The sequence below is a fragment of the Hydrogenophaga aquatica genome (genome assembly GCF_054780915.1).
Genome location: NZ_BAAGVK010000014.1, coordinates 20,019 through 46,384, shown reverse-complemented (window position 1 = coordinate 46,384; position 26,366 = coordinate 20,019). Strand labels below are relative to the sequence as shown.

Annotated in this window: 30 protein-coding genes and 1 tRNA gene; 13 read left to right on the top strand and 18 right to left on the bottom strand. The window is 64.4% G+C overall.

The genetic code is table 11. The annotated features are described in order from the left end of the window. Positions 1-25 precede the first annotated feature (25 nt). The 3 genes from ACYVHH_RS12170 (at position 26) to argG (ending at position 2,192) form a co-directional block, all read left to right on the top strand. On the top strand, positions 26-373 hold the full coding sequence (locus ACYVHH_RS12170) for an arsenate reductase (RefSeq protein WP_460565447.1): 348 nt from the start codon (positions 26-28) through the stop codon (positions 371-373). A gap of 165 nt (positions 374-538) precedes the next feature. After that, entirely contained in the window at positions 539-856 is a 318-nt protein-coding gene (gene ppnP, locus ACYVHH_RS12165) for a pyrimidine/purine nucleoside phosphorylase (protein WP_460565446.1), read from the top strand. A gap of 7 nt (positions 857-863) precedes the next feature. After that, positions 864-2,192 (top strand): argininosuccinate synthase, encoded by a 1,329-nt coding sequence (gene argG, locus ACYVHH_RS12160; protein ID WP_460565445.1) that lies wholly within the window; start codon positions 864-866, stop codon positions 2,190-2,192. Between the two features lie 69 nt (positions 2,193-2,261). Here the strand turns inward: argG and ACYVHH_RS12155 are convergent, their stop codons facing one another. Together ACYVHH_RS12155 and murB are read right to left on the bottom strand one after the other, a co-directional pair. After that, the gene (locus ACYVHH_RS12155) at positions 2,262-3,293 is read right to left on the bottom strand and encodes an alpha/beta fold hydrolase (RefSeq protein WP_460565444.1); all 1,032 of its coding nucleotides are present in this window, start codon (positions 3,291-3,293) and stop codon (positions 2,262-2,264) included. A 4-nt stretch (positions 3,294-3,297) separates the two neighbouring features. After that, positions 3,298-4,350 carry a UDP-N-acetylmuramate dehydrogenase gene (murB, locus tag ACYVHH_RS12150; RefSeq protein WP_460565443.1) on the bottom strand — a complete coding sequence of 351 codons (1,053 nt, stop codon included), beginning with the start codon at positions 4,348-4,350 and terminating at the stop codon, positions 3,298-3,300. Positions 4,351-4,383: 33 nt separating this feature from the next. Between murB and ACYVHH_RS12145 the strand changes: the two genes are divergently transcribed. From ACYVHH_RS12145 to ACYVHH_RS12135, 3 genes are read left to right on the top strand one after another with little or no spacing between them, the layout of a single operon-like run. Next, complete coding sequence (locus ACYVHH_RS12145; protein ID WP_460565442.1) at positions 4,384-4,869, top strand: YajQ family cyclic di-GMP-binding protein; 486 nt, start codon at positions 4,384-4,386, stop codon at positions 4,867-4,869. Positions 4,870-4,873: 4 nt separating this feature from the next. Next, entirely contained in the window at positions 4,874-5,533 is a 660-nt protein-coding gene (locus tag ACYVHH_RS12140; RefSeq protein WP_460565441.1) for a retropepsin-like aspartic protease family protein, read from the top strand. A 10-nt stretch (positions 5,534-5,543) separates the two neighbouring features. Further along, on the top strand, positions 5,544-6,491 hold the full coding sequence (locus tag ACYVHH_RS12135) for an HD-GYP domain-containing protein (RefSeq protein ID WP_460565440.1): 948 nt from the start codon (positions 5,544-5,546) through the stop codon (positions 6,489-6,491). On the opposite strand, the gene ACYVHH_RS12130 is transcribed toward ACYVHH_RS12135, so the two are convergent. Genes ACYVHH_RS12130 through ACYVHH_RS12110 form a run of 5 tightly spaced genes read right to left on the bottom strand, consistent with a single transcriptional unit; the run spans position 6,448 to position 10,874 of the window. Next, on the bottom strand, positions 6,448-6,828 hold the full coding sequence (locus ACYVHH_RS12130) for a RidA family protein (protein ID WP_460565439.1): 381 nt from the start codon (positions 6,826-6,828) through the stop codon (positions 6,448-6,450). The genes ACYVHH_RS12135 and ACYVHH_RS12130 overlap by 44 nt on opposite strands. Next, positions 6,825-7,454, bottom strand: coding sequence for a glycerol-3-phosphate 1-O-acyltransferase PlsY (plsY, locus tag ACYVHH_RS12125; RefSeq protein ID WP_460565438.1), 630 nt, complete (start codon positions 7,452-7,454; stop codon positions 6,825-6,827). Before plsY ends, ACYVHH_RS12130 begins: the two co-directional genes overlap by 4 nt. A 46-nt stretch (positions 7,455-7,500) precedes the next feature. Then, positions 7,501-7,992 carry an aminoacyl-tRNA deacylase gene (locus tag ACYVHH_RS12120; protein ID WP_460565437.1) on the bottom strand — a complete coding sequence of 164 codons (492 nt, stop codon included), beginning with the start codon at positions 7,990-7,992 and terminating at the stop codon, positions 7,501-7,503. Position 7,993: 1 nt separating this feature from the next. After that, positions 7,994-9,055 (bottom strand): aldo/keto reductase, encoded by a 1,062-nt coding sequence (locus ACYVHH_RS12115; protein ID WP_460565436.1) that lies wholly within the window; start codon positions 9,053-9,055, stop codon positions 7,994-7,996. A gap of 37 nt (positions 9,056-9,092) precedes the next feature. Further along, positions 9,093-10,874, bottom strand: coding sequence for an acyl-CoA synthetase (locus tag ACYVHH_RS12110; RefSeq protein ID WP_460565435.1), 1,782 nt, complete (start codon positions 10,872-10,874; stop codon positions 9,093-9,095). A 26-nt stretch (positions 10,875-10,900) separates the two neighbouring features. Between ACYVHH_RS12110 and ACYVHH_RS12105 the strand changes: the two genes are divergently transcribed. From ACYVHH_RS12105 to ACYVHH_RS12085, 5 genes are all read left to right on the top strand, one after another. Beyond that, a complete protein-coding gene (locus ACYVHH_RS12105) occupies positions 10,901-11,854 on the top strand; it encodes an alpha/beta fold hydrolase (RefSeq protein ID WP_460565434.1) in 954 nt (317 codons plus the stop codon). A 44-nt stretch (positions 11,855-11,898) separates the two neighbouring features. After that, a protein-coding gene (prfB, locus tag ACYVHH_RS12100; RefSeq protein WP_460565433.1) for a peptide chain release factor 2 occupies positions 11,899-13,003 on the top strand; the annotation gives its coding sequence in 2 pieces (ribosomal slippage) (positions 11,899-11,979 and positions 11,981-13,003; 1,104 coding nt in all). 32 nt (positions 13,004-13,035) lie between these two features. Then, positions 13,036-15,744, top strand: a complete 2,709-nt coding sequence (gene pepN, locus ACYVHH_RS12095; protein WP_460565432.1) for an aminopeptidase N — start codon at positions 13,036-13,038, stop codon at positions 15,742-15,744. A 32-nt stretch (positions 15,745-15,776) separates the two neighbouring features. Beyond that, on the top strand, positions 15,777-16,808 hold the full coding sequence (locus tag ACYVHH_RS12090; RefSeq protein WP_460565431.1) for a class 1 fructose-bisphosphatase: 1,032 nt from the start codon (positions 15,777-15,779) through the stop codon (positions 16,806-16,808). Positions 16,809-16,867: 59 nt separating this feature from the next. Continuing rightward, positions 16,868-16,943 (top strand) — tRNA-Thr (locus ACYVHH_RS12085). A gap of 623 nt (positions 16,944-17,566) precedes the next feature. On the opposite strand, the gene ACYVHH_RS12080 is transcribed toward ACYVHH_RS12085, so the two are convergent. The 11 genes from ACYVHH_RS12080 to ACYVHH_RS12030 form a co-directional block, all read right to left on the bottom strand. Then, positions 17,567-18,022, bottom strand: a complete 456-nt coding sequence (locus tag ACYVHH_RS12080; RefSeq protein WP_460565430.1) for a hypothetical protein — start codon at positions 18,020-18,022, stop codon at positions 17,567-17,569. Positions 18,023-18,033: 11 nt separating this feature from the next. Beyond that, complete coding sequence (locus tag ACYVHH_RS12075; protein ID WP_460565429.1) at positions 18,034-19,422, bottom strand: recombinase family protein; 1,389 nt, start codon at positions 19,420-19,422, stop codon at positions 18,034-18,036. Then, positions 19,419-19,904: a DUF2924 domain-containing protein gene (locus ACYVHH_RS12070; RefSeq protein WP_460565428.1), complete on the bottom strand. Its 486-nt coding sequence runs from the start codon at positions 19,902-19,904 to the stop codon at positions 19,419-19,421. Before ACYVHH_RS12070 ends, ACYVHH_RS12075 begins: the two co-directional genes overlap by 4 nt. Before the next feature lie 2 nt (positions 19,905-19,906). Continuing rightward, positions 19,907-20,152: a hypothetical protein gene (locus ACYVHH_RS12065; protein WP_460565427.1), complete on the bottom strand. Its 246-nt coding sequence runs from the start codon at positions 20,150-20,152 to the stop codon at positions 19,907-19,909. An 81-nt stretch (positions 20,153-20,233) separates the two neighbouring features. Then, positions 20,234-20,650 carry a hypothetical protein gene (locus ACYVHH_RS12060; RefSeq protein WP_460565426.1) on the bottom strand — a complete coding sequence of 139 codons (417 nt, stop codon included), beginning with the start codon at positions 20,648-20,650 and terminating at the stop codon, positions 20,234-20,236. A 91-nt stretch (positions 20,651-20,741) separates the two neighbouring features. Then, the gene (locus ACYVHH_RS12055) at positions 20,742-21,251 is read right to left on the bottom strand and encodes a hypothetical protein (RefSeq protein ID WP_460565425.1); all 510 of its coding nucleotides are present in this window, start codon (positions 21,249-21,251) and stop codon (positions 20,742-20,744) included. A gap of 169 nt (positions 21,252-21,420) precedes the next feature. Next, positions 21,421-22,263, bottom strand: a complete 843-nt coding sequence (locus tag ACYVHH_RS12050) for a hypothetical protein (protein WP_460565424.1) — start codon at positions 22,261-22,263, stop codon at positions 21,421-21,423. A 14-nt stretch (positions 22,264-22,277) separates the two neighbouring features. Next, positions 22,278-22,484, bottom strand: a complete 207-nt coding sequence (locus tag ACYVHH_RS12045; protein WP_460565423.1) for a hypothetical protein — start codon at positions 22,482-22,484, stop codon at positions 22,278-22,280. Then, a complete protein-coding gene (locus ACYVHH_RS12040; RefSeq protein WP_460565422.1) occupies positions 22,477-24,324 on the bottom strand; it encodes a hypothetical protein in 1,848 nt (615 codons plus the stop codon). The genes ACYVHH_RS12045 and ACYVHH_RS12040 overlap by 8 nt, the downstream gene beginning before the upstream one ends. A 122-nt stretch (positions 24,325-24,446) precedes the next feature. After that, the gene (locus ACYVHH_RS12035) at positions 24,447-24,719 is read right to left on the bottom strand and encodes a hypothetical protein (RefSeq protein WP_460565421.1); all 273 of its coding nucleotides are present in this window, start codon (positions 24,717-24,719) and stop codon (positions 24,447-24,449) included. Between the two features lie 105 nt (positions 24,720-24,824). Then, positions 24,825-25,442 (bottom strand): hypothetical protein, encoded by a 618-nt coding sequence (locus ACYVHH_RS12030; protein WP_460565420.1) that lies wholly within the window; start codon positions 25,440-25,442, stop codon positions 24,825-24,827. 278 nt (positions 25,443-25,720) lie between these two features. Between ACYVHH_RS12030 and ACYVHH_RS12025 the strand changes: the two genes are divergently transcribed. Both ACYVHH_RS12025 and ACYVHH_RS12020 read left to right on the top strand, forming a co-directional pair. Continuing rightward, positions 25,721-25,960: an AbrB/MazE/SpoVT family DNA-binding domain-containing protein gene (locus ACYVHH_RS12025; protein ID WP_460565419.1), complete on the top strand. Its 240-nt coding sequence runs from the start codon at positions 25,721-25,723 to the stop codon at positions 25,958-25,960. Beyond that, complete coding sequence (locus ACYVHH_RS12020) at positions 25,960-26,358, top strand: type II toxin-antitoxin system VapC family toxin (RefSeq protein WP_460565418.1); 399 nt, start codon at positions 25,960-25,962, stop codon at positions 26,356-26,358. Before ACYVHH_RS12025 ends, ACYVHH_RS12020 begins: the two co-directional genes overlap by 1 nt. Positions 26,359-26,366 lie beyond the last annotated feature (8 nt).

Below are 26,366 nucleotides of genomic sequence, written 5' to 3'. Positions count from 1 at the left end.
GGCGCCGTGGGGCACAATCCAGACCATGATCAAGGTTTACGGCATCCCCAACTGCGACACCGTGAAAAAGGCGCGCACCTGGCTCAACGAGCGCGGCGTGGCTCACGAATTCCACGACTTCAAGAAGCAGGGCGTTCCTGCCGACCGCCTGCCCCACTGGAGCGCACAGGCAGGCTGGGAGAAGCTGGTCAACCGCAAGGGCACAACCTGGCGCCAGCTGGACCCGGCCACCCAGGCCAGCCTGACCGACGAGGCCAGCGCCCACGCCCTGATGCAGCAGCACGCCAGCGTCATCAAGCGCCCGGTGGTGGAATGGAGCAACGGCAGCGTGACCGTGGGCTTCGACCCCGCCGACTGGGCTGAGCGGGGTTGAGTCACCGCCGGGCCGCCCCAAGGCGACGAAAGCCCCCTCGGGGGGCAGCGAAGCGTGGGGGCTCGATGACTCACCGGATCAGAACGCCCTCCTCTAAAATACCGAAAGCTGGCGCTGCCCCGGGTGGCGCCTTGTTCATTTGACGCATCCTCCAGCGGACCCCACATGACCACCACCCAATTCGACGGCGTGACCGTCAACACCCAGGCCAGCGTGTACTTCGACGGCAAGTGCGTGAGCCACGGCATCACCTTCGCCGACGGCACCAAGAAGTCCGTTGGCGTGGTGCTGCCCGCCACCCTCACCTTCAACACCGGTGCGCCGGAAATCATGGAATGCGTGGCCGGTTCCTGCGAGTACAAGCTCAAGGGTTCCGACGAGTGGAAGAAGTCCGGCCCTGGCGACAAGTTCAGCGTGCCCGGCAACTCCAGCTTCGACATCCGCGTCACCGAGCCCTACCACTACATCTGCCACTTCGGTTAATCGCACCATGGCCACCATCCTCCAACACCTGCCTCTGCAACAGAAAGTCGGCATCGCCTTTTCGGGCGGTCTGGACACCTCCGCCGCGCTGCTGTGGATGAAGAAGAAGGGCGCCCTGCCCTACGCCTACACCGCCAACCTGGGCCAGCCCGACGAGTCCGACTACGACGAGATCCCGCGCAAGGCCATGGCCTACGGCGCCGAGAAGGCCCGCCTGGTGGACTGCCGCCTGCAGCTGGCTCACGAAGGCATCGCCGCCATCCAGTGCGGTGCCTTCCACATCAGCACCGGTGGCATCACCTACTTCAACACCACCCCGCTGGGCCGCGCCGTGACCGGCACCATGCTGGTGGCCGCCATGAAGGAAGACGACGTCCACATCTGGGGTGACGGTTCCACCTTCAAGGGTAACGACATCGAGCGCTTCTACCGCTACGGCCTGTTGACCAACCCGAGCCTGAAGATCTACAAGCCCTGGCTGGACCAGACCTTCATCGACGAGCTGGGCGGCCGCAAGGAGATGAGCGAATTCCTCATCGCCAACGGCTTCGACTACAAGATGAGCGTGGAAAAGGCCTACAGCACCGACAGCAACATGCTGGGCGCCACCCACGAGGCCAAGGATCTGGAGCACCTCAACAGCGGCATCCGCATCGTCAACCCCATCATGGGCGTGGCGTTCTGGAAGCCCGAGGTCGAGGTGAAGGCTGAAGAAGTCACCGTCCGTTTCGAGGAAGGCCAGCCCGTCGCCCTGAACGGCCAGACCTTCGAATCGCCGGTGGACCTGTTCCTCAAGGCCAACGAAATCGGCGGCCGCCACGGCCTGGGCATGAGCGACCAGATCGAGAACCGCATCATCGAAGCCAAGAGCCGCGGCATCTACGAAGCCCCGGGCATGGCGCTGCTGCACATTGCCTACGAGCGCCTGGTCACCGGCATCCACAACGAGGACACCATCGAGCAGTACCGCATCAACGGCCTGCGACTGGGCCGCCTGCTGTACCAGGGCCGCTGGTTCGACCCGCAGGCCATCATGCTGCGCGAAACCGCCCAGCGCTGGGTGGCGCGCGCCGTGACCGGCGAAGTGACGCTGGAGCTGCGCCGCGGCAACGACTACTCCATCCTGAACACCGACAGCCCGAACCTGACCTACGCGCCCGAGCGCCTGAGCATGGAGAAGGTGGAAGACGCGCCGTTCACCCCGATGGACCGCATCGGCCAGCTGACGATGCGCAACCTGGACATCACCGACACGCGCGCCAAGCTGGGCATCTACTCCCAGACCGGCCTGCTGTCGCTGGGCAAGGGTGACGACTTTCTCAAGCTGGGCGAGTAAGACCGCTCCTGGCCAGAGACCCAAAGGGCCGCACACGCGGCCCTTTTTGCTTGGTGCGCCCTCCGGCCCTCAGTTGGGCGGGGCCTGCACCCAGTCCGCAATACGCCGGGCCATGGGCGCGGTGGCACGCGGAGCGCGGATGTCCCCCGCCAGCACGTGCTGCCCAGCGGATTCGCTGTAGGTCACCGCTTCCAGCGTCTTGGCCTGGCTGCCCAGGCGTGCAAAGACCTGCCGGGTTTCGACCGGGTCGACCGTCTGGTCGCCCTCGGAATAGAGCACCAGCACCGGCTGGGTGAAGCGTGACAGATCGCTTTCGCGCACATGCTTGACCAGCGCCATCATGGGAAACAAGGCGCGCGTGGGGTGGCGGTGCGTCCAGGCCTGCACCTCGTGCGGATCGTCACTGGCGTGGCCGCGCATGTCTCCCTCCAGCAGCACGGCCAGCTGCTGCCCCCAGGGGTTGTTGATCATCTCCGAACGCTTGTCCTTGGGGCCATAGTTGGGGGAAACGAAAGCATAGGCTGCCACGTCACGGCCCTCGGGCCGCATGGCCAGCCAGGTGGCCAGCGTGGCACCGCTGGACACCCCCATCACCAGCACCTTGTCACCCAGCATGCCGCCTATGCGCACCGCCTCCACGGCATCGGCCAGCCAGTCCTGCACGGTGAATTCACCCATGGCTTCGCTGCTGCGGCCATGGCCAGACAGGCGGCTCTGGTACAGGTTGGCGCCCAGGTGCTGTGCCACCGTTTCGGCCAGCGGCGCCGTCTCCAGACGGCTGGCGCTGAAGCCATGCAGGTTCACCACGGCCCAGCCAGTGCGCTGGCCTGGCGTTGCGTGCCACACCACCCCTTTGGCCACACCGGGGCGCAGGTCGGGGTACGCCGCCTCGCTGTCGCGCAGCCAGTCGTCAAGCTGGGACAGCTCCGCTGGCGGTTGGGCACGCGCGGCGGGCTCATCGGGCCCGAACGCGTTGCGCGGCCCCATGAAAAAAACCGCCAGCGCCAGCACAACACCAAACAGCACCGCCCGAAACCGGGGGCTGTGCCGCCCATGCGGCGGGCGGCCATGCCCTGCCTGAAGAGAACCGCGGTTCGTCATCTGTTCACACCACCACTGGCTCCGGCTCCAGCCGGATGCCAAAACGCTCGTACACACTGGTCTGGATGGCACGCGCCAGGGTCATCACCTCACCCCCCGTGCAAGGGTGCTCGGCGTCGCCCCGGTTCACCAGCACCAGCGCCTGCTTCTCGTACACACCCGCATGGCCCACGGTCTTGCCCTTCCAGCCGCAGGCGTCTATCAGCCAGCCAGCGGCCAGCTTGATGCTGCCGTCGGGCATGGGGTAGTGCACCACCTTGGGGTCGCGCCCGATGATGTCGGCGCATTGTTCCGGCGTAACCGTGGGGTTCTTGAAGAAGCTGCCCGCGTTGCCAATCTGCACCGGGTCCGGCAGCTTGGCGCGGCGGATCTCGCAGATCCAGTCGAACACCTGCTGCGCGCTCGGCTCGGCCACGCCGGTCTCCACCATCTTGCGCTCCAGGTCCAGGTAGCCCAACACCGGCTTCCAGGGCTTGGGCAGCCAGAAGCGCACGCGCAGGATCAGCGCGCGGCCAGCCAGACCGAAGCCGCGCTCACCGGCGCGTTCGTGCTTGAACACCGAATCGCGGTAACCGAAGCCACACTGCGCGGCGTCTAGCGTGAAGGTCTGGCCGGTTTCCAGGTCGATGGCGTCGAGCGAGTGGAAACGGTCCTGCAGCTCGACGCCGTAGGCACCGATGTTCTGCACGGGCGAAGCGCCCACGGTGCCAGGGATGAGCGCCAGGTTTTCCAGCCCCGCGCAACCCTGTTCCAGCGTCCAGGCCACGAAATCGTGCCAGACCTCACCCGCGCCAGCTTCCACCAACCAGCCGCGCTCGGTCTCCTGCAGCACGCGCCGCCCGGGAATCTCCACCTTCAGCACCAGTTTGCGCACGTCGCCGGTCAGCACGATGTTGCTGCCCCCGCCCAGCACGAACACGTCGTCGGCACGCCAGTCGGGGTGGCGGATCAGCGCTTGCGCATCGGTCTCGGCACGCACCCGCGCCAGCCGGTGCGCGCGCGCGGCAATGCCAAAAGTGTTGAGGCGCTGGAGCGCCACGTTTTTCTCGACTAACATGCAAGGATTGTCTCATTGGAACCCCAGCCACCCATGCCTTCTTTCGATACCAAACTCGAAGCCGACTTCGTTGAAGTCAAGAACGCCGTCGAGAACACCGCCAAGGAAATCGGCACCCGTTTCGACTTCAAGGGCACCAGTGCCGCCGTCGAACTCAAGGACAAGGAAATCACCCTTTTCGGCGATGCCGATTTCCAGCTCCAGCAGGTGGAAGACATCCTGCGCAACAAGCTCACCAAGCGCAACGTTGACGTGCGCTTCCTGGAAGTGGGCAAGGTCGAAAAGATGGGCGGCGACAAGGTCAAGCAGGTCGTGAAGGTGCGCAACGGCATCAGCAGCGAAGACGCCAAGAAGATCCAGCAGGTCATCAAAGGCAGCAAGATGAAGGTGCAGGCCGCCATCCAGGGCGATGCCGTGCGCGTGACCGGCGCCAAGCGCGACGACCTGCAGGCCGCCATGGCGCTGATCCGCACCGAGATGAAGGACCTGCCGCTGTCCTTCGACAACTTCCGCGACTGACCCCATGACCGCGCTGCCCCGCTCGCCACTGCCTGCAAGGCTGGCCGGGGTGCTGGCTGCGGCGCTGGCGCTGCCCTGCGCGGCGCAGACGGTGGACCTCACGGGCACGGCGGGCGACAGAGCCCTGCTGGTGATCAACGGTGGTGCACCACGCTTCCTGGCCCCTGGGCAGAGCCGCGATGGCGTGCGCGTCGTCGGTGTCGAGGGCGACCGCGCGATTGTGGAGGTGCAGGGCGAACGGCGCACCTTGCGGCTCGGCGACGGCCCCATGGCAGCCGCACCCGCCCGGGCCGAACGGCCGGACATCGTGCTGATGGCAGACATGGGCGGCCACTTCACCGCCAGCGGGCTGATCAATGGCCGCCAGGTCCGCTTCCTGGTGGACACCGGGGCCACACTGCTGGCCATGAGCGAGACGGAGGCACAACGCATCGGCCTGCCCTACAAGCAGAGCAACCCGGTGCGGATCAAGACCGCCAATGGCGACATCGTCGGCCACCAGGTGCGGCTGAACTCGGTCAGCGTCGGCCCGCACACCAGCCACGGCGTGGCGGCGGTGGTGTTGCCAGCCAGCATGCCCTTCGTGCTGCTGGGCAACAGCTTCCTGTCGCGCTTCGACATGCGCCGCGAGAATGACCGCATGATCCTGAACCCGAGATACTGAGGCGCCGTTCATGAATTTTTCGAGCCAACCCGATCCGGCCTATGCCTCCATGCAGGACTGGATGCAGCAATGGTCCGATCTGGAAACCCGCCTGTCGGTGGTGCTGCTGGCGCCGCAACAGCAGCCGGACTTCCCCGGCCAGATGCAGGCCCTGCACCAGCGCATGAACGCCCTGCTCGCGCTCGACCCCGACAGCACGCTTTACTGGCTCTTCCAGCTGGCCGCCAGCACCACGGTGGGGTACAGCGCATCGCATGCCATGGTGTGCGCCACCCTGAGCGAGCTGCTGGCCTCCGAACTCGGGTTGACCACACCCCAGCGGCACAGCCTGGTGCTGGCCGCGCTGACGATGAACATCGCAATGACGCGTCTGCAGGACGAACTGGCTGCCCAGATGGCCCAGCCAACGGCCGAACAGCGCGCCCTGATCGACACCCACCCGGCACGCGGGGCCCAATGGCTGCGCGAACTGGGCGTGCAAGACAAGCTCTGGCTGCACATCGTGGAGCAGCACCACGAGCACGGCAACGCCACCGACCTGCCCACCCGCATCCTGATGGCCACGGACCGTTACGCCGCGCTCATCAGTCCGCGTGAGACCCGGCCCGGCCGCTGCGTGACGGATGCCGGCCGCCATGCCGTCGTCACCCAGGGCAAGGTGATTGACGACGTGGGGCACGCGCTGCTCAAGACCATGGGCATCTGCCCGCCAGGCACGTTTGTGCGCCTGCAGGATGGCCGCGTGGCGGTGGTGCTGCGCCGTTCAGGCCGCCCAGGGGAGCCGTGGGTAGCGTCGGTGCTGGAAGGTGACAACCACCCCGTGGTGGAGCCGGAACTCATCGACACCGGTGCCGAGGGCTGCGGCATCGAAGCCGCACTGGTCACACAGACGGTGCGCGTGCGCCTGAACCACCCTAGGCTGTTGCAGCTGTCGCGGATGGCCGCTGCGCGGCAGTGACCACCACTTCTATGCGCCAGCTGGGGTCTGCCAGCGGGGCCTGCACCGTGGCGCGCGGAGGCGCGCTGCCTGGCGCCACCCAGGTGTCCCACACCTCGTTCATGGCGGCAATGTCGCGGATGTCCGTCAGGTAGATCTGCACGCGCAGCAGGCGCGTCTTGTCGCTGCCACAGGCCTGCAGCTGGCGGTCGATCTGCGCCAGCACGTCGCGCGTCTGGCTGCGGATGTCTGTCTCGGCGCACTCGGGCACCATGCCCGCCAGGTACACCACGCCGTTGAAGGAACTCGCCTCACTGTAGCGCTGGGCCACGCCCCAGCGCTGGATGTCTGCCGTCATTTCTTCTTCGCTCCGATCTTGGATTCCTTGCCTGCGATGAGGCGCTGGATGTTCTCGGCGTGGCGCCACAGCAGCAGCAGCCCCATCACCGCGATGGACAGCGCCACGGGCGCCACCGCGTCCCAGGCCACACCGTCGCCGAACAGGTAGAAGAACGGCGCGAACACCGCCGCCACAATGGCGGAAAGGGACGAATAGCGGAAGAACACGGCCGTCAGCAGCCAGCTCAGCAGCACCGCCAGGCCCAGCCAGGGTTCCAGGCCCAGCAGCACGCCCGCCGCCGTGGCCACGCCCTTGCCGCCCTTGAAGCCGAAGAACACCGGGAACAGGTGCCCCAGGAAGGCCGCCAGGCCCACCATCGCCAGCGTACCTTCGGCCAGGCCCCAGGCCTGCCCCCAGTGGCCCACCACCCACACCGGCAGCCAGCCCTTGGCGGCGTCCAGCAACAGGGTCACGGCCGCCGCCTTCTTGTTGCCCGAACGCAGCACGTTGGTCGCGCCGGGGTTCTTGCTGCCGTAGGTGCGCGGGTCGCTCAGCCCCATGAGGCGGCTGACCACGACCGCGAAAGACAGAGACCCCACCAGGTAGGCCGCCAGCACCGCCACGACCACCGTCCATTCACCCATCGACCTTCTCCAGATTCGTGTTTTGAAAGTGCGAGCTTAACCCACCCTATTCCTCAATGGCGCATTGCACCGGCGTGGCGCCCAGCAGCTGCACGCACACCTGGGGGGCTATGCCAACCAGGTAGCCCCGCCGCCCGCCGTTGAGCCAGATGCGCGGCAACTCGAGGATGGTGCTTTCGATGTAGACCGGCATGGCCTTGCGCGTGCCGAACGGCGACGTGCCGCCGACCAGATAGCCGCTGTGCCGGTTGGCCACCTCGGGCTTGCACGGCTCCACCGACTTGGCGCCAATTTGCCGCGCCAGGTTCTTGGTCGACACCGTGCGGTTGCCGTGCATCAGCACCACCAGCGGCGCCGCCGACTGGTCCTGCATGATCAGCGTCTTGACCACCGCGAACGGGTCCAGCCCCAGCACGGCCGCACTGTGCTGGGCACCGCCATGCTCCACGTACTCGTAGGGGTGCTCGGTGAAAGCCACCCCCTGCGCACGCAACAGTGCGGTGGCAGGGGTCTCCGATACATGTCCCTTCTTGGCCATGTCACACGGCAGGGTCGCGGTTTTCCCAGCGGATCTGGTCGATCGCCTGGAGCACCTCGGGCGCGAGCTGCGTGCCCCAGGCGTCCAGGCACTCGTCGAGCTGGGCCAGCGACGTCACACCGATGATGGTGCTGGCCACCTGCCACTTGGTGTAGCAGAAGGCCAGCGCCATTTGCGTGGGCGTCAAGCCGTGTTCCCGTGCCAGCGCGTTGTAGCGTCGCGAGGCGGCCAGGGCCTCGTCGCGGCCCCAGCGCTGCTTCTTCATGGAATCGAACAACGACATGCGGCCCGCAGGCGCGTCGGGCGAGTGGATGCCCGTGGCGTCGTACTTGCCGGTGAGCAAGCCGAAACCCAGCGGCGAATACGCCAGCAGCGAAACGCCCAGGCGGCGCATGGTTTCGTCCAACCCGTTTTCCAGGGAACGGTTGATCAGGCAGTACGGGTTCTGCACCGTGGCCACGCGCGGCAGCCCGTGCTGCTCGGCCAGGCGCACGAACTCGTGCACACCGTACGAAGACTCGTTCGACAAGCCGATGGCGCGCACCTTGCCCGCCTTGACCAGCTCGCCCATGGCCTCCAGCTGCTCGTGGATGGACGCACAAGGCTTGTCCTTGGACGGGTCGAAGTACATGGCGCCGAAGGCCGGCACGTTGCGCGCAGGCCAGTGGATCTGGTAGAGGTCGATCACATCAGTCTTCAGGCGGCGCAGGCTGCCGTCGCAAGCCGCCAGGATTTCGGCCTTGGTCAGGCCAGCCTGGTCGCCACGGATCCACGGCATGCCGCGTGAGGGCCCGGCCACCTTGGTGGCCAGCACCACCTTGTCGCGCGCGCCAGGGCGGCTGGCAAACCAGTTGCCGATGATGGTTTCGGTGGCGCCGCAGGTCTCGGCGCGGGCGGGCACGGCGTACATCTCGGCCGTGTCCAGGAAGTTGACGCCCCGCTCCAGCGAGCGGTCAAGAATGGCGTGGGCATCAGCCTCCTTCACCTGTTCGCCAAAGGTCATGGTGCCCAGGCAGATGGGGGTGACGTTCAGTCCACTTTGTCCAAGGGTGACGTTTTGCACGGTTGACTCTCTCTCAAGGTTCACAAGAATCCGGTTGTCAGGCGGAGCGCGCGCGGAAGCGCTCTTCCTCCTGCAGGCGCAGCACACGGCGCTGCACCTTGCCGGTGGTGGTCATGGGAAGGGTGTCGATGAACTCGATCTCCTTCGGGTATTCGTAGGGCGCGAGGCGGCCCTTCACATGAGTCTGCAGCTCGGCGACCAGCGGCTCGTCGAACTCCGCGGAAGGTGCCGCGCTGGTGGCGCGCCGGGTGGCAAAGTCGGGTGCCAGCACCACATAGGCCTTCACCACGGCGCCACGCTCGGCGTCGGGCTTGGGCACCACGGCAGCATTGGCCACGGCGGGGTGCTTGACCAGGCAGTTCTCGATCTCGCTGGGCCCGATGCGGTAGCCCGCCGCCTTGAACACGTCGTCGGCGCGGCCCTGGTACCAGAGGTAGCCATCGGCATCGCGCACGGCCAGATCGCCGGTGCGGCACCAGCTGTTGGCCGTATCGCCCGTGAACTTGGCCTGCGTGGCCGCCTCGTTGTTCCAGTACCCCAGGAAGAAGATGGGGTCGGGCTGGCCATGCACGTCCAGCCGGTGCACGGCCACGTCGCCGGGCACGCCCACGGGGCACTCCTGGCCCTCTTCGTCAATCACGGCCACGCGGTGGCCCGGGTAGCCCTTGCCCATGCTGCCAGGCCGCGCGGGCCACAGCCGGGCACAGTTGCCGACGATGTAGTTGATCTCGGTCTGGCCGAACATCTCGTTCACCGTCACCCCCAGCTCCTGCTGGCAGTAGGCGAACACAGCGTCGCCCACCGCCTCGCCCGCGCTCATGATGGCCTGCAGGCGCAGGTTGAACAGCTTGCGCGGCTCGGGGAAGGCCTTCATCATGGCCTTGAGCGCCGTGGGGAAGAGGAAGGTGTGGGTCACGCGGTGGCGCTGCAGCAGTTCAAAGGCCGCTTCAGGTGCGAAACGGCCGTTGTAGGCCACGATGGGCCGCCCGAAGTACAGCGTGGGCAACAGCGCGTCCATCAACCCGCCGGTCCAGGCCCAGTCCGCCGGGCTCCAGAAAACGGCCTTCGAAGGCTTGCTGGCGTTCCACGGGTCGAAGCCGAACCAGTTCTGGCTGCAAACGAATCCGGTGAGGTTGCCGATCAGCGCGCGGTGCGGAATCAGCGCCCCCTTGGGGTTGCCCGTGGTGCCGCTGGTGTATATCAGCACGGCCGGGTCGTCGGCCAGCGTTTCCACCAGATCGAAGCGCTTGCGCGCACTGGCCAGGGCCAGCGGGCCGTCGAGCACGTCGGTGTCGAAGGCGCCATCCAGGCCGATCACATGGCGCAACGCGGGGCAACGCTCGCGGACCGACGCAACGGCCGGGCCGGTGACACCATCGCACAGGGCCGCCACGGCAGCGCTGTCCTGCAGGCGGTACTCCAGCGCCTCAGGCCCGAACAGTTGCGACAGGGGCATGGCAACTGCGCCCATCTGCAGCACTGCCATGTAGGCAACGGCCGTCTCGAAACGCTGCGGCAGCACGATGGCCACGCGGTCACCCGCCTTCACGCCCAGAATGCGCAGCACGTTGGACAGGCGGTTGGCCGCGTCCTGCAGCTCGGCGTAGCTGTGCAGGGTGGGCGCGCGGCCCGGCCCGTCGGCAATGACAGCCGTGGCGCGTGAGCTGCCCGCCTGCGCCGCCCACCGGCGCGAACAGGCCTCGGCCATGTTGAACCGCTTGGGCACTTTCCAGTGAAAGCCCGCATGCAGGGCTGCGTAATGGTCTTGCACGGTGTTGTGGGAGGAATGGACTTTGTCTCTGCCTTGACTGCCGGCCATGGCGGGTCTCCTGAATAATCCTGCGAATGTACCAAGTCCGACGCCCCTCCCGCAGCGAGTTCGTTCACATTCGCGACCAGCGCTACCACGTCCGCCTGTGGGGCACCCCCCGGCCCGGCGAGACGCCGCTCTTCCTCGTCCATGGTTGGATGGACGTTTCCGCCTCCTGGCAGTTCGTGGTGGACGCCCTGTCGCAGGACCGTTTCATCGTCGCCCCTGACTGGCGCGGCTTCGGCCTGACGCGCGCGCTCAGCCATGTGGACAGCGACTCCCCCACCACCTATTCGCACGGCGACCACTACTTCTTCCCCGACTACCTGGCCGACCTGGACGCCCTGGTCGACCATGTCAACGCCCAACTGGGCCAACCCGACGCCCCCATCGACCTGGTGGGGCACAGCATGGGCGGCAACGTCGTCATGCTCTACGGCGGTGTGCGCCCGCAGCGCGTGCGCCGCCTGGTCAACCTGGAGGGCTTCGGCATGCCAGCCACCCGGGCGGCGCAGGCCCCCGGCCGCTACGCCCGCTGGCTGGACGAGCTGCGCGGGTTGCGCCAAGGCACCATCGACCTGAAGACCTACGACAGCCTGGACGGCGTGGCCAGGCGCCTCATGAAAACCAACCGCCGCCTGCCCGAGGCGCAGGCCCGCTGGCTGGCCAGCCACTGGGCGGCCAAGAACGCCGCCGGCCGCTGGGAAGTGCTGGGCGACGCTGCGCACAAGATCGTCAACCCGCAGCTCTACCGGGTGGACGAAGTGCTGGAAGTGTTCAAGCGCATCACCGCCCCGGTGCTGGCCGTGGAGGCGTCTGACGACAGCCTGGGCGCGTGGTTCAAGGGGGAATACACCCTGGCGCAGTACCATGAAAGGCTGCAGGCCGTACCCGACTGCCGCGTCGCCGTGGTGGCCGATGCGGGCCACATGCTGCACCACGACCAGCCCGCCGAAGTCGCACACCTCCTCGAAAACTTCCTGACGTGAGAAAATTGCGTGTTTCACCGACACGCACAGAAAAGACACGCATCATGGAAGCAGAACGCATCAACGCCATTTCCTCCCGCCTGGCCGACCTCAGCGAACGCGTGGTCGAGCTACGGAGGTATCTTTGACTACGATGCCAAGGCACTGAAGCTCACCGAAGTCAACAGCGCACTGGAAGAGCCCACCGTCTGGGACAACCCCAAGCGCGCCCAGGATCTGGGCAAGGAAAAGAAGTCCCTGGAGGACGTGGTGCTGGTGCTCGACCGCCTGAGCACCGAGCTGGCAGACAACAGCGAGCTGTTCGAGATGTCCAAGGAAGAAGGCGATGACGCCGGCCTGGAGACCATCGAAGGCGAAGCCGACAAACTGGCCGCCGATGTCGAAAAACTCGAATTCCGCCGCATGTTCAACCAGGAAGCCGACCCGCTGAACTGCTTCCTGGACATCCAGGCGGGCGCTGGTGGCACCGAAGCCTGCGACTGGGCCAGCATGCTGCTGCGCCAGTACACCCGCTACGGCGAGCGCAAGGGTTTCAAGGTCACGGTGGAAGACGTCACCGACGGCGACACCGCCGGCATCAAGAGCGCCACCATCAAGATCGAAGGCGAGTACGCCTACGGCCTGCTGCGCACCGAAACCGGCGTGCACCGCCTGGTGCGCAAAAGCCCCTTCGACTCGTCGGGTGGCCGCCACACCTCGTTCGCCTCGGTGTTCGTCTACCCCGAGATCGACGACTCGGTTGAAATCAACATCAACCCCGCCGACGTGCGCGTGGACACCTACCGCGCCAGCGGTGCGGGTGGTCAGCACATCAACAAGACCGACTCGGCCGTGCGCCTGACGCACATCCCCACCGGCATCGTGGTGCAAAGCCAGGACAGCCGCAGCCAGCACAGCAACCGCGACCTGGCCTGGGGCCGCCTGCGCTCCAAGCTGTACGACTACGAAATGCGCAAGCGCATGGAGGCGCAGCAGAAGCTGGAAGACACCAAGACCGACGTGGGCTGGGGCCACCAGATCCGTTCCTACGTGCTGGACAACAGCCGCATCAAGGACCTGCGCACCAACGTCGAAATCTCCGCCACCCAGAAAGTGCTGGACGGGGACCTCGACGCCTTCATCGAAGCCTCGCTCAAGCAAGGCGTCTGAGCCACAACACTGCCCCCTGAACGGAACCACCCATGAGCTCCCTGCGTGAAGGCCCCACCACCGTGGTGAAACGCGAAGACTACGCCGCCCCCGCCTACCTGATCGACACGGTCGACCTGACCTTCGACCTGGATCCGGCCAAGACCCGCGTGCTGAACAAGATGCGGTTGCGCCGCAACCCGGAGGTGGCGCCGCAGCCGCTGCGCCTGGACGGCGAGGAACTCAACCTCGCCCGCGTGCTGGTCAACGGCGCGGGCACCAGCTTCAAGATGGACGGCCAACGGCTGGTGCTGGAGAACCTGCCTGAAGGCCCCGACGCCTTCGACCTGGAAATCTTCACCACCTGCGCCCCCGCCAAGAACACCAAGCTGATGGGGCTGTACGTCAGCCATGGCACCTTCTTCACGCAATGCGAGGCCGAAGGCTTTAGACGCATCACCTACTTCCTGGACCGCCCGGATGTGATGGCCAGCTACACCGTGACGCTGCGCGCCGACAAGGCTGCCTACCCGGTGCTGCTGAGCAACGGCAACCTGGTGGACCAAGGCGATCTGGAAGACGGCCCCAACGGCCCGCGGCATTACGCCAAGTGGGTGGACCCGCACAAGAAGCCCTGCTACCTGTTCGCCCTGGTGGCGGGCAAGCTGGTGCACCGCGAGCAGAAGATCATCAGCCGCAGCGGCACCGAACACACCCTGCAGGTCTACGTGCGCCCCGGCGACCTGGACAAGACCGAGCACGCCATGAACTCCCTCATGGCCAGCGTGGCCTGGGACGAAGCCCGCTTCGGCCTGCCGCTTGATCTGGAACGCTTCATGATCGTCGCCACCAGCGACTTCAACATGGGCGCGATGGAGAACAAGGGCCTCAACATCTTCAACACGAAGTACGTGCTGGCCAGCCCCGCCACCGCCACCGACGCCGATTTCGCCAACATCGAAAGCGTGGTCGGCCACGAGTACTTCCACAACTGGACAGGCAACCGCGTCACCTGCCGCGACTGGTTCCAGCTGAGCCTGAAAGAAGGCCTGACCGTCTTCCGCGACCAGGAATTCAGCATGGACATGGCTGGGAGCCCCTCGGCGCGCGCCGTCAAGCGCATCGAGGACGTGCGCGTGCTGCGCACCGCCCAGTTCCCCGAGGACGCCGGCCCCATGGCCCACCCGGTGCGCCCCGACAGCTACGCCGAGATCAACAACTTCTACACCGTCACCGTCTACGAAAAGGGCGCCGAGGTGGTGCGCATGCAGCAGACCCTGGTCGGACGCGAAGGCTTCGCCAATGGCATGAAGCTCTACTTCGAACGCCACGACGGCCAGGCCGTGACCTGCGACGACTTCGCCAGTTCAATTGCCGACGCCAACCCCGGTAGCGACCTGGCCCGCCTGCTGCCGCAATTCAAGCGCTGGTACAGCCAGGCCGGCACACCTCGCGTGCAGGCACAGGGCCAGTACGACGCTGCAGCCCGCACCTACACCCTCACCCTGTCGCAAAGCTGCCCGGCCACCCCTGGGCAGCCGGTCAAGGAGCCCTTCGTTATCCCCGTGGCGCTGGGCCTGCTGGACGCACAAGGCCGGGAACTGCCTTTGCAGCTGTCCCACTGGAGCCACCCGGAACACGGCACCCGCACCCTGGTGTTGACCGAACCCAGCGAAACCTTCACCTTCGTGAACGTGGACAGCGAACCCGTGCCCTCGCTGCTGCGCGGCTTCAGCGCCCCGGTGGTGCTCGAGTACGACTACACCGATGCACAGCTGCTCACGCTGCTGGCCCACGACAGCGACGCCTTCAACCGCTGGGAAGCTGGCCAGCGGCTGGCCCTGCGCCGTGCGCTGCGAGCCATCCAGGCCGAGGGCCCGGTGCCGCACGACGCACTGGACGCAGCCTACCTTGACGCCATGCGCGCCGTGCTGCGCCACCCAGCGCTGGACGCCGCATTCAAGGAGCTTGTGCTCACCCTGCCCGCCGAGACCTACATCTCCGAGCAGCTCGACGTGGTGGACCCGCAGCGCGTGCACGCCGTGCGCGAAGCCATGCGCCAGCAGCTAGCCCATGCCTTGCACGATGACTGGGTCCACGCCTTCGACGCCAACCAGGACAACGGCGCCTACCGGCCCGACCCTGTCTCCAGCGGCCGCCGTGCCCTGGCGGGCCTGGCCCTGCACATGCTGTGCCTGGCCGCGCGCGACAACGGCAACCCCGTCTGGCCTGGCAAGGCCTACCAGCGCTTCAAGGACGCGGGCAACATGACCGACCGCTTCCAGGCGCTCAGCGCCCTGGTCAGCAGCGGCCACGCCCTGGCCCAGCAGGCGCTGCAGCGTTTCCACACCCTGTTCCGCCACGAAGACCTCGTCATCGACAAGTGGTTCGCCCTGCAGGCGGGCGCGCCCGACCGTAGCGGCAACATCCTGCCCCTGGTCAAGCAGTTGCTGCTGCACCCCGACTTCCACCTGCGCAACCCCAACCGGGCACGCAGCGTGGTCAGCACCTTCTGCCACGCCAACCCGGGCGCGTTCCACCGTGCCGACGCCGCTGGCTACGTGTTCTGGAGCGAACGTGTGCTGGAAATCGACACCTTCAACCCGCAGGTCGCCGCCCGCCTGGCGCGTGCGCTGGACCGCTGGAAAAAGCTCGCCGAACCCTACCGCACCGCCGCGCGCGAAGCCATCGCCCGTGTGGCGGCCAAGCCCGAGCTGAGCAACGACGTGCGCGAGGTGGTGACCCGCGCGCTCGCCGACTGAACGCACCGCCCTAGGAAAACCAAGGAGTCCCCATGTCCGGCAAGATTTCCCTGACCCGCTATCTGGTCGAACAGCAGCGCGTGCACGGCAGCATCCCGCCCGAGCTGCGCCTGCTCATCGAGGTCGTCGCGCGCGCCTGCAAACGCATCGCCATCAGCGTCAACAAGGGCGCGCTTGGCGAGGTGCTGGGCACCGCTGGCAGCGAAAACGTGCAAGGCGAGGTGCAGAAAAAACTCGACATCATCGCCAATGAAGTGCTCATCGACGCCAACGAGTGGGGCGGCCACCTGGCGGCCATGGCCTCGGAAGAGATGGAAGGCATCTACGTGGTGCCCAACCGCTACCCCCAGGGTGAATACCTGCTGATGTTCGACCCGCTGGACGGCTCCAGCAACATCGACGTCAACGTGTCCATCGGCACCATCTTCTCCGTTCTGCGCAAACACAACGACGACCCGCAGCTGATCGACCCGGTGAGCGAAGCCGATTTCCTGCAGGCAGGCAGCCAGCAGGTGGCTGCCGGTTACTGCATTTACGGCCCGCAAACCACGCTGGTGCTCACCGTGGGCAACGGCGTGGCCATGTTCACGCTGGACCGCGAGCAGGGTTCCTGGGTGCTCACGCAGGACGAGGTGAAGATCCCCGAGGACACCAAGGAATTCGCCATCAACATGAGCAACATGCGCCACTGGGATGCCCCGGTGCGCCGCTACATCGACGAATGTCTGGCTGGCAAGGAAGGCCCGCGCGGCAAGGACTTCAACATGCGCTGGATCGCCTCCATGGTGGCCGATGTGCACCGCATCCTCAGCCGCGGCGGCATCTTCATGTACCCCTGGGACAAACGTGAGCCGCACAAGGCCGGCAAGCTGCGCCTGATGTACGAAGCCAACCCCATGGGCTGGATCGTCGAGCAGGCCGGGGGCGCCGCCACCAACGGCCGCCAGCGCATCCTCGACATCCAGCCGACCGAGCTGCACCAGCGCGTCAGCGTGATCCTGGGCTCGAAGAACGAAGTGGAACGGGTCACCGCCTACCACCTGGAAGCCGACGCATCCCGCTGAAGGCCCACCAAGTCACGCTATAATGCGGGGCTTTCCCGCAGGCCCATGGCCCCAAGGAAGCCGGAATAGCTCAGTCGGTAGAGCAGCTCATTCGTAATGAGAAGGTCGGGGGTTCGATTCCTCTTTCCGGCACCACATCCCATGACCTGAACCCCTCAGGTCATTTTTTTTGCCCGTCGTTTCCCAAATAAACACAAGGGTTTGCGCCACGGTGCGTGTGCTGGCCCTCGCGGTTTTATGCCACTGAAGCCCTTTTCCGACGCCGAAACGCTCTCTGTTCTCTGTGAATGCGTTGATCGTCATCGGCCACGAACCCAGCAACCATGCGGGTTTGCGCGATTCCGGTTTGCTGCGTAACCACGGTACCCAAAAGGTGCAGATCGAAATTTTTTAGAATCTGGCAGTCGTGTTAGCCTGAAAAAGTCGAATGTCCGGAGGCGAATATGAGTAATGGAACCAAAACTTTTTTGATGGGGCTCGCCGCTGCGTTAATCACATTTGTAATCTTTATGTACTTCGTTGGGCTAGGCGAGGACTATGCATTTACCGCCTCAGGTCCGGTAGATCTCTTGAACGCTGATTCGATATACAAAGCGAGACAAGACCCCAGCTTCGAAGAGGGGATCATGTGGGGAGACTTCAAATTGACTGCAAAGCAGATTGCCTTGCTCTTTTTGTCCTTGCCAGTGTTGTCCTTCCTACTTGTTGTTGCTGCGAGGATTTTGGTTTATCGCCGAAGGCCTGCTGCGTCTTGACGGCTAACCCGCCAACGCCTCGATAACAACTTCCTGCTGCCTCCAGTCGTGCGGCAAGATCTTGCGCACGAAGAACTCGAAGGACAAGCCGATCGGCCCCTGGCCCCGGGCAATGGCTTCCACATAGTGGGGCGCCAGCCGGGCCAGCTTCATGATCTTGTGCACCCGCATCTTCTCCATGCCCTCGCGTTTGGCGATGGCGGCCATGCTCTCGACGCCGCCGCTGTCGAGTTGCTCCTGCCAGTACAGGGCCATGCACAAGGCCTTCATCAGCTTGGCGTCCATCTGCGCCTGCCAGTTGTTGGGGGCAGCCTGGCCGGGTTGAACAATCACCCGGGTGAATTTGTGGCGGGTGATCTTGACGGGGATCACCGTGGTCAGCTGGACGTCGGCGCCATCCCGAAGCTTCCTGACCTCCGGCGATCCGGTTTGCATCACGGTGTTTTTGACTTTTGGCACGGTCTTCTCCTTCATGCGCGCTCGGCCAGTTCGGCCAACTCGGCCCCGATGGTGTTGGGCTGGAATTCCCCGACCAGCGATTGCCAGCCCGGGGTGTGCCACTGAATCTCAATGGCGTCCTCGGTGATCTGCACCCGGCGGATCATCAAATTGACGATGCGCCGCTGCTCCTCCGGAAACAGTGATGCCCAGACCGCGCCCAGGTTGCGCATGGCCAGCACTACATGCGGTTCATCCAGTTCCTTAGTAGCAGCCTTGACGGCATCCCACACCGCCTGGATGGACGCAGGTGATTGCAATGCCTGCAAGACCTGCTGCACCACAATGCCCTCGAGCTGGTCGGCATTGATGGAGCCGTAGGTCTCCGCGCTGGTGCCAAAGCGCACGTACTTCAGGTCGGCGTAATAGCGGTAGCGCTTGCCGCCAGACTTGGTCTTAACCGTGTAACTGGGCACCATCCGGCTGCCGGTGGGGGCGTAAACCAGTCCGCGCAACAAGGCGGGCGGCGAGTTCCGTGTCAGGGACTTGACACAGCGCATTTTGCTGTCCGTTGCCAGTACCGCATGTACAGCATCCCATTCAGCCTGGGTAAGGATGCCCTCATGCTGGCCAGGGAAGACCTTGCCCTTGTGCACGATCTCGCCCAGATAAATCCGGTTGTGGAACATCTTGTGGATGGTCTGCTTGCAGAAGAACTTGCCCTTGCGGGTGGTGATCCCTTCGGCCATCAACTGCTGGGTGATGCCGGTGACGTAGGGGTCAGCGGCGTATTGGCGGAAGATGCGACGCACCAGTTCCGCTTCCTCTGGCACGATCAACAGGCGCCGGTTTTCCACCCGGTAGCCCAGCGGCAGCGGCCCACCCATCCACATGCCTTTGGCGGCGCTGGCGGCAAACTTGTCGCGGATGCGCTCGCTGGTCACCTCCCGTTCGAACTGGGCGAAGGACAACAAGACGTTCAGCATCAAGCGCCCCATTGATGTGGCCGAATTGATCTGCTGCGTGACGGCGCTGAAGCTCACGCCGTTGCGGTCAAAGATGTCGACCATCTTGGCAAAGTCAGCCAACGACCGCGACAGGCGGTCAATCTTGTAGACCACGATGATGTCGACCTTGCCAGCCTCGATGTCACGCAGCAGGCGCTTCAATGCCGGGCGTTCCATGTTGCCACCTGAGTAGGCCGGATCGTCATAGTCGTCGGTCACCGAGATCCAACCCTCATGCGCCTGGCTTTTGATGAAGGCGTGGCCAGACTCCTTTTGGGCATCGATGGAGTTGAAGGCCTGGTCCAGACCCTCGTCGGACGACACCCGGCAATACACCGCGCAGCGCTTGGGCGGCACGTTGGGCGAGCCTATGCCTGCCGATGAGAAGTACGGCTGTTTGCGTGTTTCTCTCATCGGTCACCTCCGGCTGTCTTGGCCGTGCCCTTGGCTGATTTCCTCAAGCCAAAGAAGGCCGGGCCGGACCAATGGGTGCCGGTGATGTGGCGCGCCACCATCGACAGGCTTTTGAAGACCTGGCCCTTGTATTCGTATTCGCCATCGGGTGTGACCACCACCCGGTGCTCGTTGCCACCGTGGCTGCGGATCAAGGTGGCGCCGGGCAGCAACATGGCTTCGGCGCTGTTGGCGTGGCCCATGCGGGTGTGCTTTTGGCCCATGCGCACCAGTTGCCGATGGATGTCGGAGTCGATCCCACCGTAGGCCGCTTCCTGGATTTTGTAGGCGATGCGGCCGACGACATAGTCGCGGCTCCAGGTGCCCGGGCGGCGTTTGAAGTGCTGGTCCCAGAGCAACCAGAGATCGGCCATTTTCATGTCGGCCAAGGCGCTCAACTGGGCGGTGACGCTGGTGCTGTTGTATTGGCGTTTGTCGGCCATGTTCAGTCCTCCCACACCTGTGTGCCGTCGAGCGTGATCCATAGCCGGGCGTCGTCGATGGTGGCCATTTCACGCACTGCCAGGCCTGTGGCGCGGTTGAACCCTGACTTGCCGGTGTAGCGGTAAACCTGCCCGGCGTGCTGCGCACGCACGGGACCTTCGGCGTCAAACGTCACCTGCACGGGCATGGCCCCTTTGGGCCGGTGGTTGGTGTCGGTTACCTGGGCGGTGATGGTTGTGATGGTCATTTCAGTGTTCCTTTCCAGAGAGGGGTTTGTGGACCTCCATGAACGCGCTTCTGGCACCAGAAGCCAAGTCATAACTGGCTCTCACAATTCGCTTTCGGTGTCGTCGCGCCAGGTCAGGGGGCGGTTCATGCCCTTGCGTCGAATCTGGCCAAAGCTGATCTCGCCCTTGGCCTCGCGCATGCAAACCACATCGGTGTCTTCCAGGTGCGCCGGAATCAACCAACCCCGGATGCCCATCGGTAGCCAATACAGGTCGGTGAGCTGGCGCACGATGTAGGGGCCACGCCGGGTGATCGCTTCGGCATCGGCTTGCGCCTCGGCCAAGTCACCGGGGCTGCCGTCAACTTCAAAGATCGGGACCCACATCAATTCATGACCGGCAGCGAACCAGCCCATGACGGTCAGTTCAATGCTGGGGGTGTTGCGCCCGATGGGCACAAGCAAGTGGGGGTATGGATGTTGGGTGGCGTTGCTGTTGGTGGTGGTCGTTGTGTTCATTTCATTTCCTTGTGTTTGTAGATGTCCTCCGGCCAATGCCGGGGGTGGTAACCGCCGTGGTAACCGGCGGGGTGGTAACCTGGTTTTGAGGTCAGCGCCTAGCGAAGCGCTGCGCTGTTGCCCCCCGTATAGCCTTATGCGTAGGAAGGACCCGTCGTTTTCCCGCAGGGGTGGCAAACAGCCCCATCCGGCGCGCAAGCGCCCGCAACAGGTGTCGTTGCAACCACCGCCATTCCTTTTTGGCCTCCTTCATCTCACGCGCCCAGACCTTCTTGGCCCGACGGGTCAGGCGTATGCCGTTGATCAGCAGGGCCAACTGCCAAGGAACGACTTGCGCTACACGCCGGGGGCGGTAGACCACCGTGGGATAGACGGTCTGCACCGAGGTGGCCGTGGCTTGCACCACCGGCGCTGGCACGCGGTACGACACCGCGCTCTGGGGCATGTGACGTGGTGGCTCGATGGCCGGCATGGCTTGCGCCAACACCTGTGCCCGGGTCTTGGGCGGCAGGCGGCTGAGGGCGTGTCGCACGCTGCTTGCCAGTTGCTGTTGCCGGGCAAACGGGTTGCCTGCATCCAGCCGGGTGGAGTGGATTTCCATGGGGGTCCTTTCAGGGTGAATTCGGGGTGGCCGGTTTTCTGCAATGCCGTTCACAGTCAGCACCGGCCAGGCGTTACGCGACATGGGCGAAAGGAACGGTTGCCGCCTAAGCAGCGCAACCACGACAGGCCATACATATGCCGCGACTGCGCATGTCCTGCCTCTACCATCAGTCGTCGCTTGTCATGCCCAGCGCTTTGCGCGCAGCCATCACCTGCTCATCAGGAATCTTGATCAGATACTCGTGTTCGCTCTCGCCCCAGCGGCATGCACGGCGAGAGACGGCGGCGCGGGCAAACAACTCCATCAGCGGTGTGACCTTCTCGAAGAGCTCGATTTCGATGACGGTGGCGCGGGTGTGGACCAGTGCATGTTCCGCATCGCGAAGCGCTTTGCGGTTGTCGTCTTGCTCTTGGCGCCAGTCAGCCTTCTTGGTCGTCAAGTCAGTCAGCGCCGTCTGCGCCAGTCGCAGTTCGGCTTCGAGCTTGGCCAGCACCTCCGGCACCGTGAATTCCCCTTCGGCGCCAATCAATGCCTCAGCAGCGAGTTGGCTTTCAGCGGCGATGCGCGACTGCACATCGGCGATGCGCTTTTCCAACTTGGCCATGACGGTGTCGGCCTTGGCGATTTCGCTGGTGAGTTCCGCTTGCCGACTGTTCAGTGCTTGCAGTTGGGCCTGTGCTTTCTCGTGGTCGTCAGGGCCTTGAATCAGATGGGCCAGTGGCGGAATTCGGCTCTTGAGATCACTCAATTTCGATTCCAGCTGCTGAACCTTCTGTGACGCAGCGGTGACCACCGGCCAGTGCGCCGATGCTGCGGGCGGGGTATTCATGGACAGGCGACCGGCGCTTTCACGCAGACGGGTGTTCTTCTCACTGGCCGCTTCGTAATCCGCACGGGCGTCGATCAATTCATCTTCAATGTCCTCGATCCGGGTTTTGAGGTCGTCGTGTTCGGCCTTGACGCTGGCGAGATACGCGCCCGTTTTCTTGGCAAAGGGGTTCAGTTTCATGGTGGAATTTCCTTTCAGTAAACGTGTTTGACGGGGCCGCGTGAGGCGACCAGGGCTTGCACAGCGCGCAGCAGGATCTGCCCGTCGGCGCGGCTGGGTTGATGGCGTGGCGGTTGTGACCGGTTGGCCTGTGGTGTGGGTTGCAGCGTCTGGATGCCAAAGTGGCGGTACCAGAGCGGGTGCAGGTTCTTCGGGGGCGAGGTGGTGGCGTGTTTATCCACGGTGTTCTCCATAGCGGGTGCCGCCCACAGGGGTGGGTTTGACGCCGGGCGGCGTGGCGTCGAACGTTCGGGATTCAGGTGTGGCGCTGGTTGTGGCAATGCGCCAGATGGCCCCCTCACGGCTGTGGCCGAGGTGGCTGATCTCAACGCCCTTGGCGCGGTAGGCCGGGGCAATGCGGCGCAACTGGTCAGCCAGCCCCTTCGGGGACTTCGGCCAGGTGGATCGATCGGTACTGCGGTCCAGTAGGGTTTGACCGTTGAGCAAGTCGTAGAGCTGACCGGCGGTGCCCTGCCAGTTGAAGGGCGTGATGCGCTCCTGGATGTACTTGTCCAGCACCTGCGCCACGCTGTTGCTCTCCAGCGCCCGGTCAACGCCGGCCCGTACCAGTTCGGCGTACAGCGTCTGGAAGTGACCAGCCTCAAAGCCCAGGGCGCGTGCAACGGCTTCGCCCAGCCGCTCGTAGTCGGCCATGCGCTGTTTGTGGGTGAGCTGAACCGTTGGCAGAATCGCTAGGGCAGCGGCGAACAGGTCCAGCAGTGCGCCAAACACCAATGGGTGGTCACGCTCCCAGGCGTCATGGGTGTCGGCGTCGTCCTTGCGGGCGGTGGCCGGAATCACCGGCATGCTCACGTGAATGACCCGGTCGATCAGGTCGGGACGAGTGGCCACTACCGCGATGCCATTCAAGACCACCGGCCGCTTGGTTTCCATCACATGTTCTTCGCCGTTCGAGTACAACAGTCGCGAAGCAAAGCCGCCACCGGTGGCTAGGGTGCAAAAGGCGTCTTGCTGTTCGGCGGTCAGGCCGGAGAGGTTTTCGTAAGAGACCAGCCAGTTGTTCTGGGCGGCGACAAAGATGTCCTCCACTGTTTTGGGGCGGCCACGCAACATCACCTTGTTGGGGTCAACCAGGCTGCGCAGCACCGACTGCGTGGTGGACTTGGCCGAGCCCTGTTCCCCGACCAACTCCAGAATCGGAAACGGGGTGTCGGGGCGGAAGCAGTCCAACAGCCAGGTCAGCACCAACAGGCGCCGGTCGGCCGGAATGTTCACGTGCTGCCACAGCAAGCCCAGATCGCCACCGGCTTGAGGCACCGGCAATGCGCGTTGTGACTGGGTGCGGGTGAACAGTTGCGGTGAGGTATTCAGCACCTGCCAGCCCCGGGCGGTGACATGTACGGCGCGCCAGTGTTCGTCGCACAGGTCGATGAGGTAGCCCGGTTCGGCTTCGGCGGCACGTAGGTGAACGGCGACCTCATCACCATCGTTGACACCGGCGGCAGACAGCGTGGCCAGCGCCGCGCGCAGGGTCATGTCGGGCACACCGGATTCCTTGGCGCGCCAGTAGGCCGCACGCAACCAGGACTCGTAGCCGGTGGAAACCACCCGCCAGACCTCTTGGCGCTCCGCCATGGGAATGATGGCCACGGCCAGGCGGTCGGCATCGTGGTGCAGTTGGCACTGGGTGCGGCCGATGTCCACCAGGTCATCAATGGCCGAAGAATCGTTGTCGCTGTCGGGCAGTTCCTTGCTGACCAGTTTGTCCAGCACCGTGACCGAGCAGCCGCGATTGGTGATCTTGGCCGCGTGGCGCAGTCGCAGGTAGGTGGCCATGTCGGTGGCCTTGAGCACCGTGAACGCACGCACCACCGGTTCTTCGGCCAGGACGCCGACGTCATCGACCAGTCGCACCAAGGCGGCTTCGATCACACCGACGGGATCAGTTTCGGGGTCGATGGCAGGTGCGGTGTTGGCGTCCGAACCTTCGGTGTGACCGGTGGCTGCGGCCGTGACGGTCGCATCGGTAGGCGATATGTGCGTTTCGCCGATGTCTAACAATAGAGAACGACCGTCACCATCATCACAACCGTCACCGGACAGTCCCTCGGCGTGATGGTCGTGATGGTTGTGACGATGCCCTTCTATTGTTTGGGTATCGGGGGAAGGGGTATGACTCACCATCACCCCCGATCCGTGAGTTCGGAGGTGCGCTCAATGCGGCGGCTGTTGGCGTCCAGCCAAGCCAGCACATCGGCCTTGCGGTAGCGGACGGTGCGTCCGATCTTGGTGAGGATAGGGCCACCGCCGTGGGTAGCAGACCACTCCAGCCAGCCGACGGTGTAGCCCATGCCGGCGGCAGCGGTTTTACGGTCAAGCAAGGCCTCGGCGGGCGCTTGCCAGAATTCAGCGCGCAGGGCAGCGGCGCTGGCAGGTGTTCGGACCCTTTTGGGCATTTCGGCATTCCTTCCGGTTTATTTGGGAATGCCGAGATGCTGCCGGGGTCAATTCATGCTGTCAGTTGAAGTCAGAAAACAAAACTGAAGTTCAGTTTTTGGTCATCAGGCCCGATGGATCTTGATCTCCGGACCGTACTTTTTGAGGGCCTCGGCGATCTTCTTGTGCAGTGCATAGAGCCCACGGGTGTTGCCAGGCATGTAGGCGGTGGCTGCTTCAAGCACGGCCTTGCCGATGGCGTCCGAGTTGGGCCGATCGCCGATGCGGTATTGCGACGACTGAGCCAGCAGCATGGCCATCATGGCCAAGGCCTTCATACTGCTCATTTCGGCCGCGTCGCTGCCATCGGGCAATATCGGTTGGCGAGCCTCGTCGAACAGGAACGGCGGTTGATCTTCAAACGGCAATTGTTCGAACCACCGGCGCAGGCTGGCCTTGTTGATGACCAGGCGATCCTTTTCCAGCAACTCGTCGATGGGCGCACCCTTGAACACTTGGCCACGGGCGGTGACGATGCCCAGATCCTCGTACTCCAGGCGTTCAGCGCGCAGGGCGGCAACCAGGGCGGCCCGCTTGGCGCTCATGCATTGGGTTTCGAAGTTCAGACTGTTCAGTTGGGCGGGCTCGACGCCGCACCACAGGGCGATGGCGTCATCGATGCGGATGTGGTCGGCCAGGTCCCAGTAGCGCAGGCAGCTGGTGGGGGCGGTGGATTTGTTCATGGCAATACTGGATAAAAGATCAGTATATTAAAAATGATGTGCTGGCCGTCGGGATAAGGGAGCGATCTCGACTCACACCCTTCATACGCGTCCCAGCAAGGTCAAACAAGAGGATGGCACCGTCACAATCGTCACCAAGATCACCAGTGAGCCCGTCTGTGACGTTCGTGACGGTGGTGATGGTTGTTTCCTCTTGTTTGGCTTTGCAAAAACGCATGTATTGCCACCATCACACAGTGGTATTACTATAGAATCCATTGTAAAACACAGGAGGCCGCATGTCGACCACGCTCACCATCAAGGGGCAAGTCACCATCCCCAAGCAAATCCGAGATGCCCTGGGCCTGCACCCCGGCATGCCGGTGGACTTTGCCGTCAACCAGGACGGCGAAGTGGTGATCCACAAGGCCGAAGGCTCGGCCAAGCGCAAGCCCGACCGGTTTGAAGCTGCACGCGGCAAGGCCGACGTCAAGTGGCGCACGCAAGACCTGATGGCGCTGCTGCGCGGCGAGTCTTGATGCTGGTCGACACCAACGTTTTGGTCGATGTCCTGGAGAACGACCCGGACTGGGCCGACTGGTCCATCGCACAGTTGCAGGCCCAGTCCAAGGTCTACCGGCTGGCCATCAACCCCATCATCTACTCCGAGCTGTCGCTGACGTTTTCTACTGTCGAGGCACTGGATCAGGTGCTCGACGACATGGAGCTGCGCATGCTGGAAATTCCCAAGCCAGCCCTGTTCCTGGCGGGTAAGGCCTTTGTGCAGTACCGCCGCAGCGGGGGCGTGAAAAACAATGTGCTCGGGGATTTTTTTATCGGCGCCCACGCCGCTGTCAGCGGCCTGCCGGTATTAACCCGAGATACTCGGCGTTATAAGAATTATTTTCCGAGCGTCAGATTAGTGGCGCCGGAGTGAGGTTTATT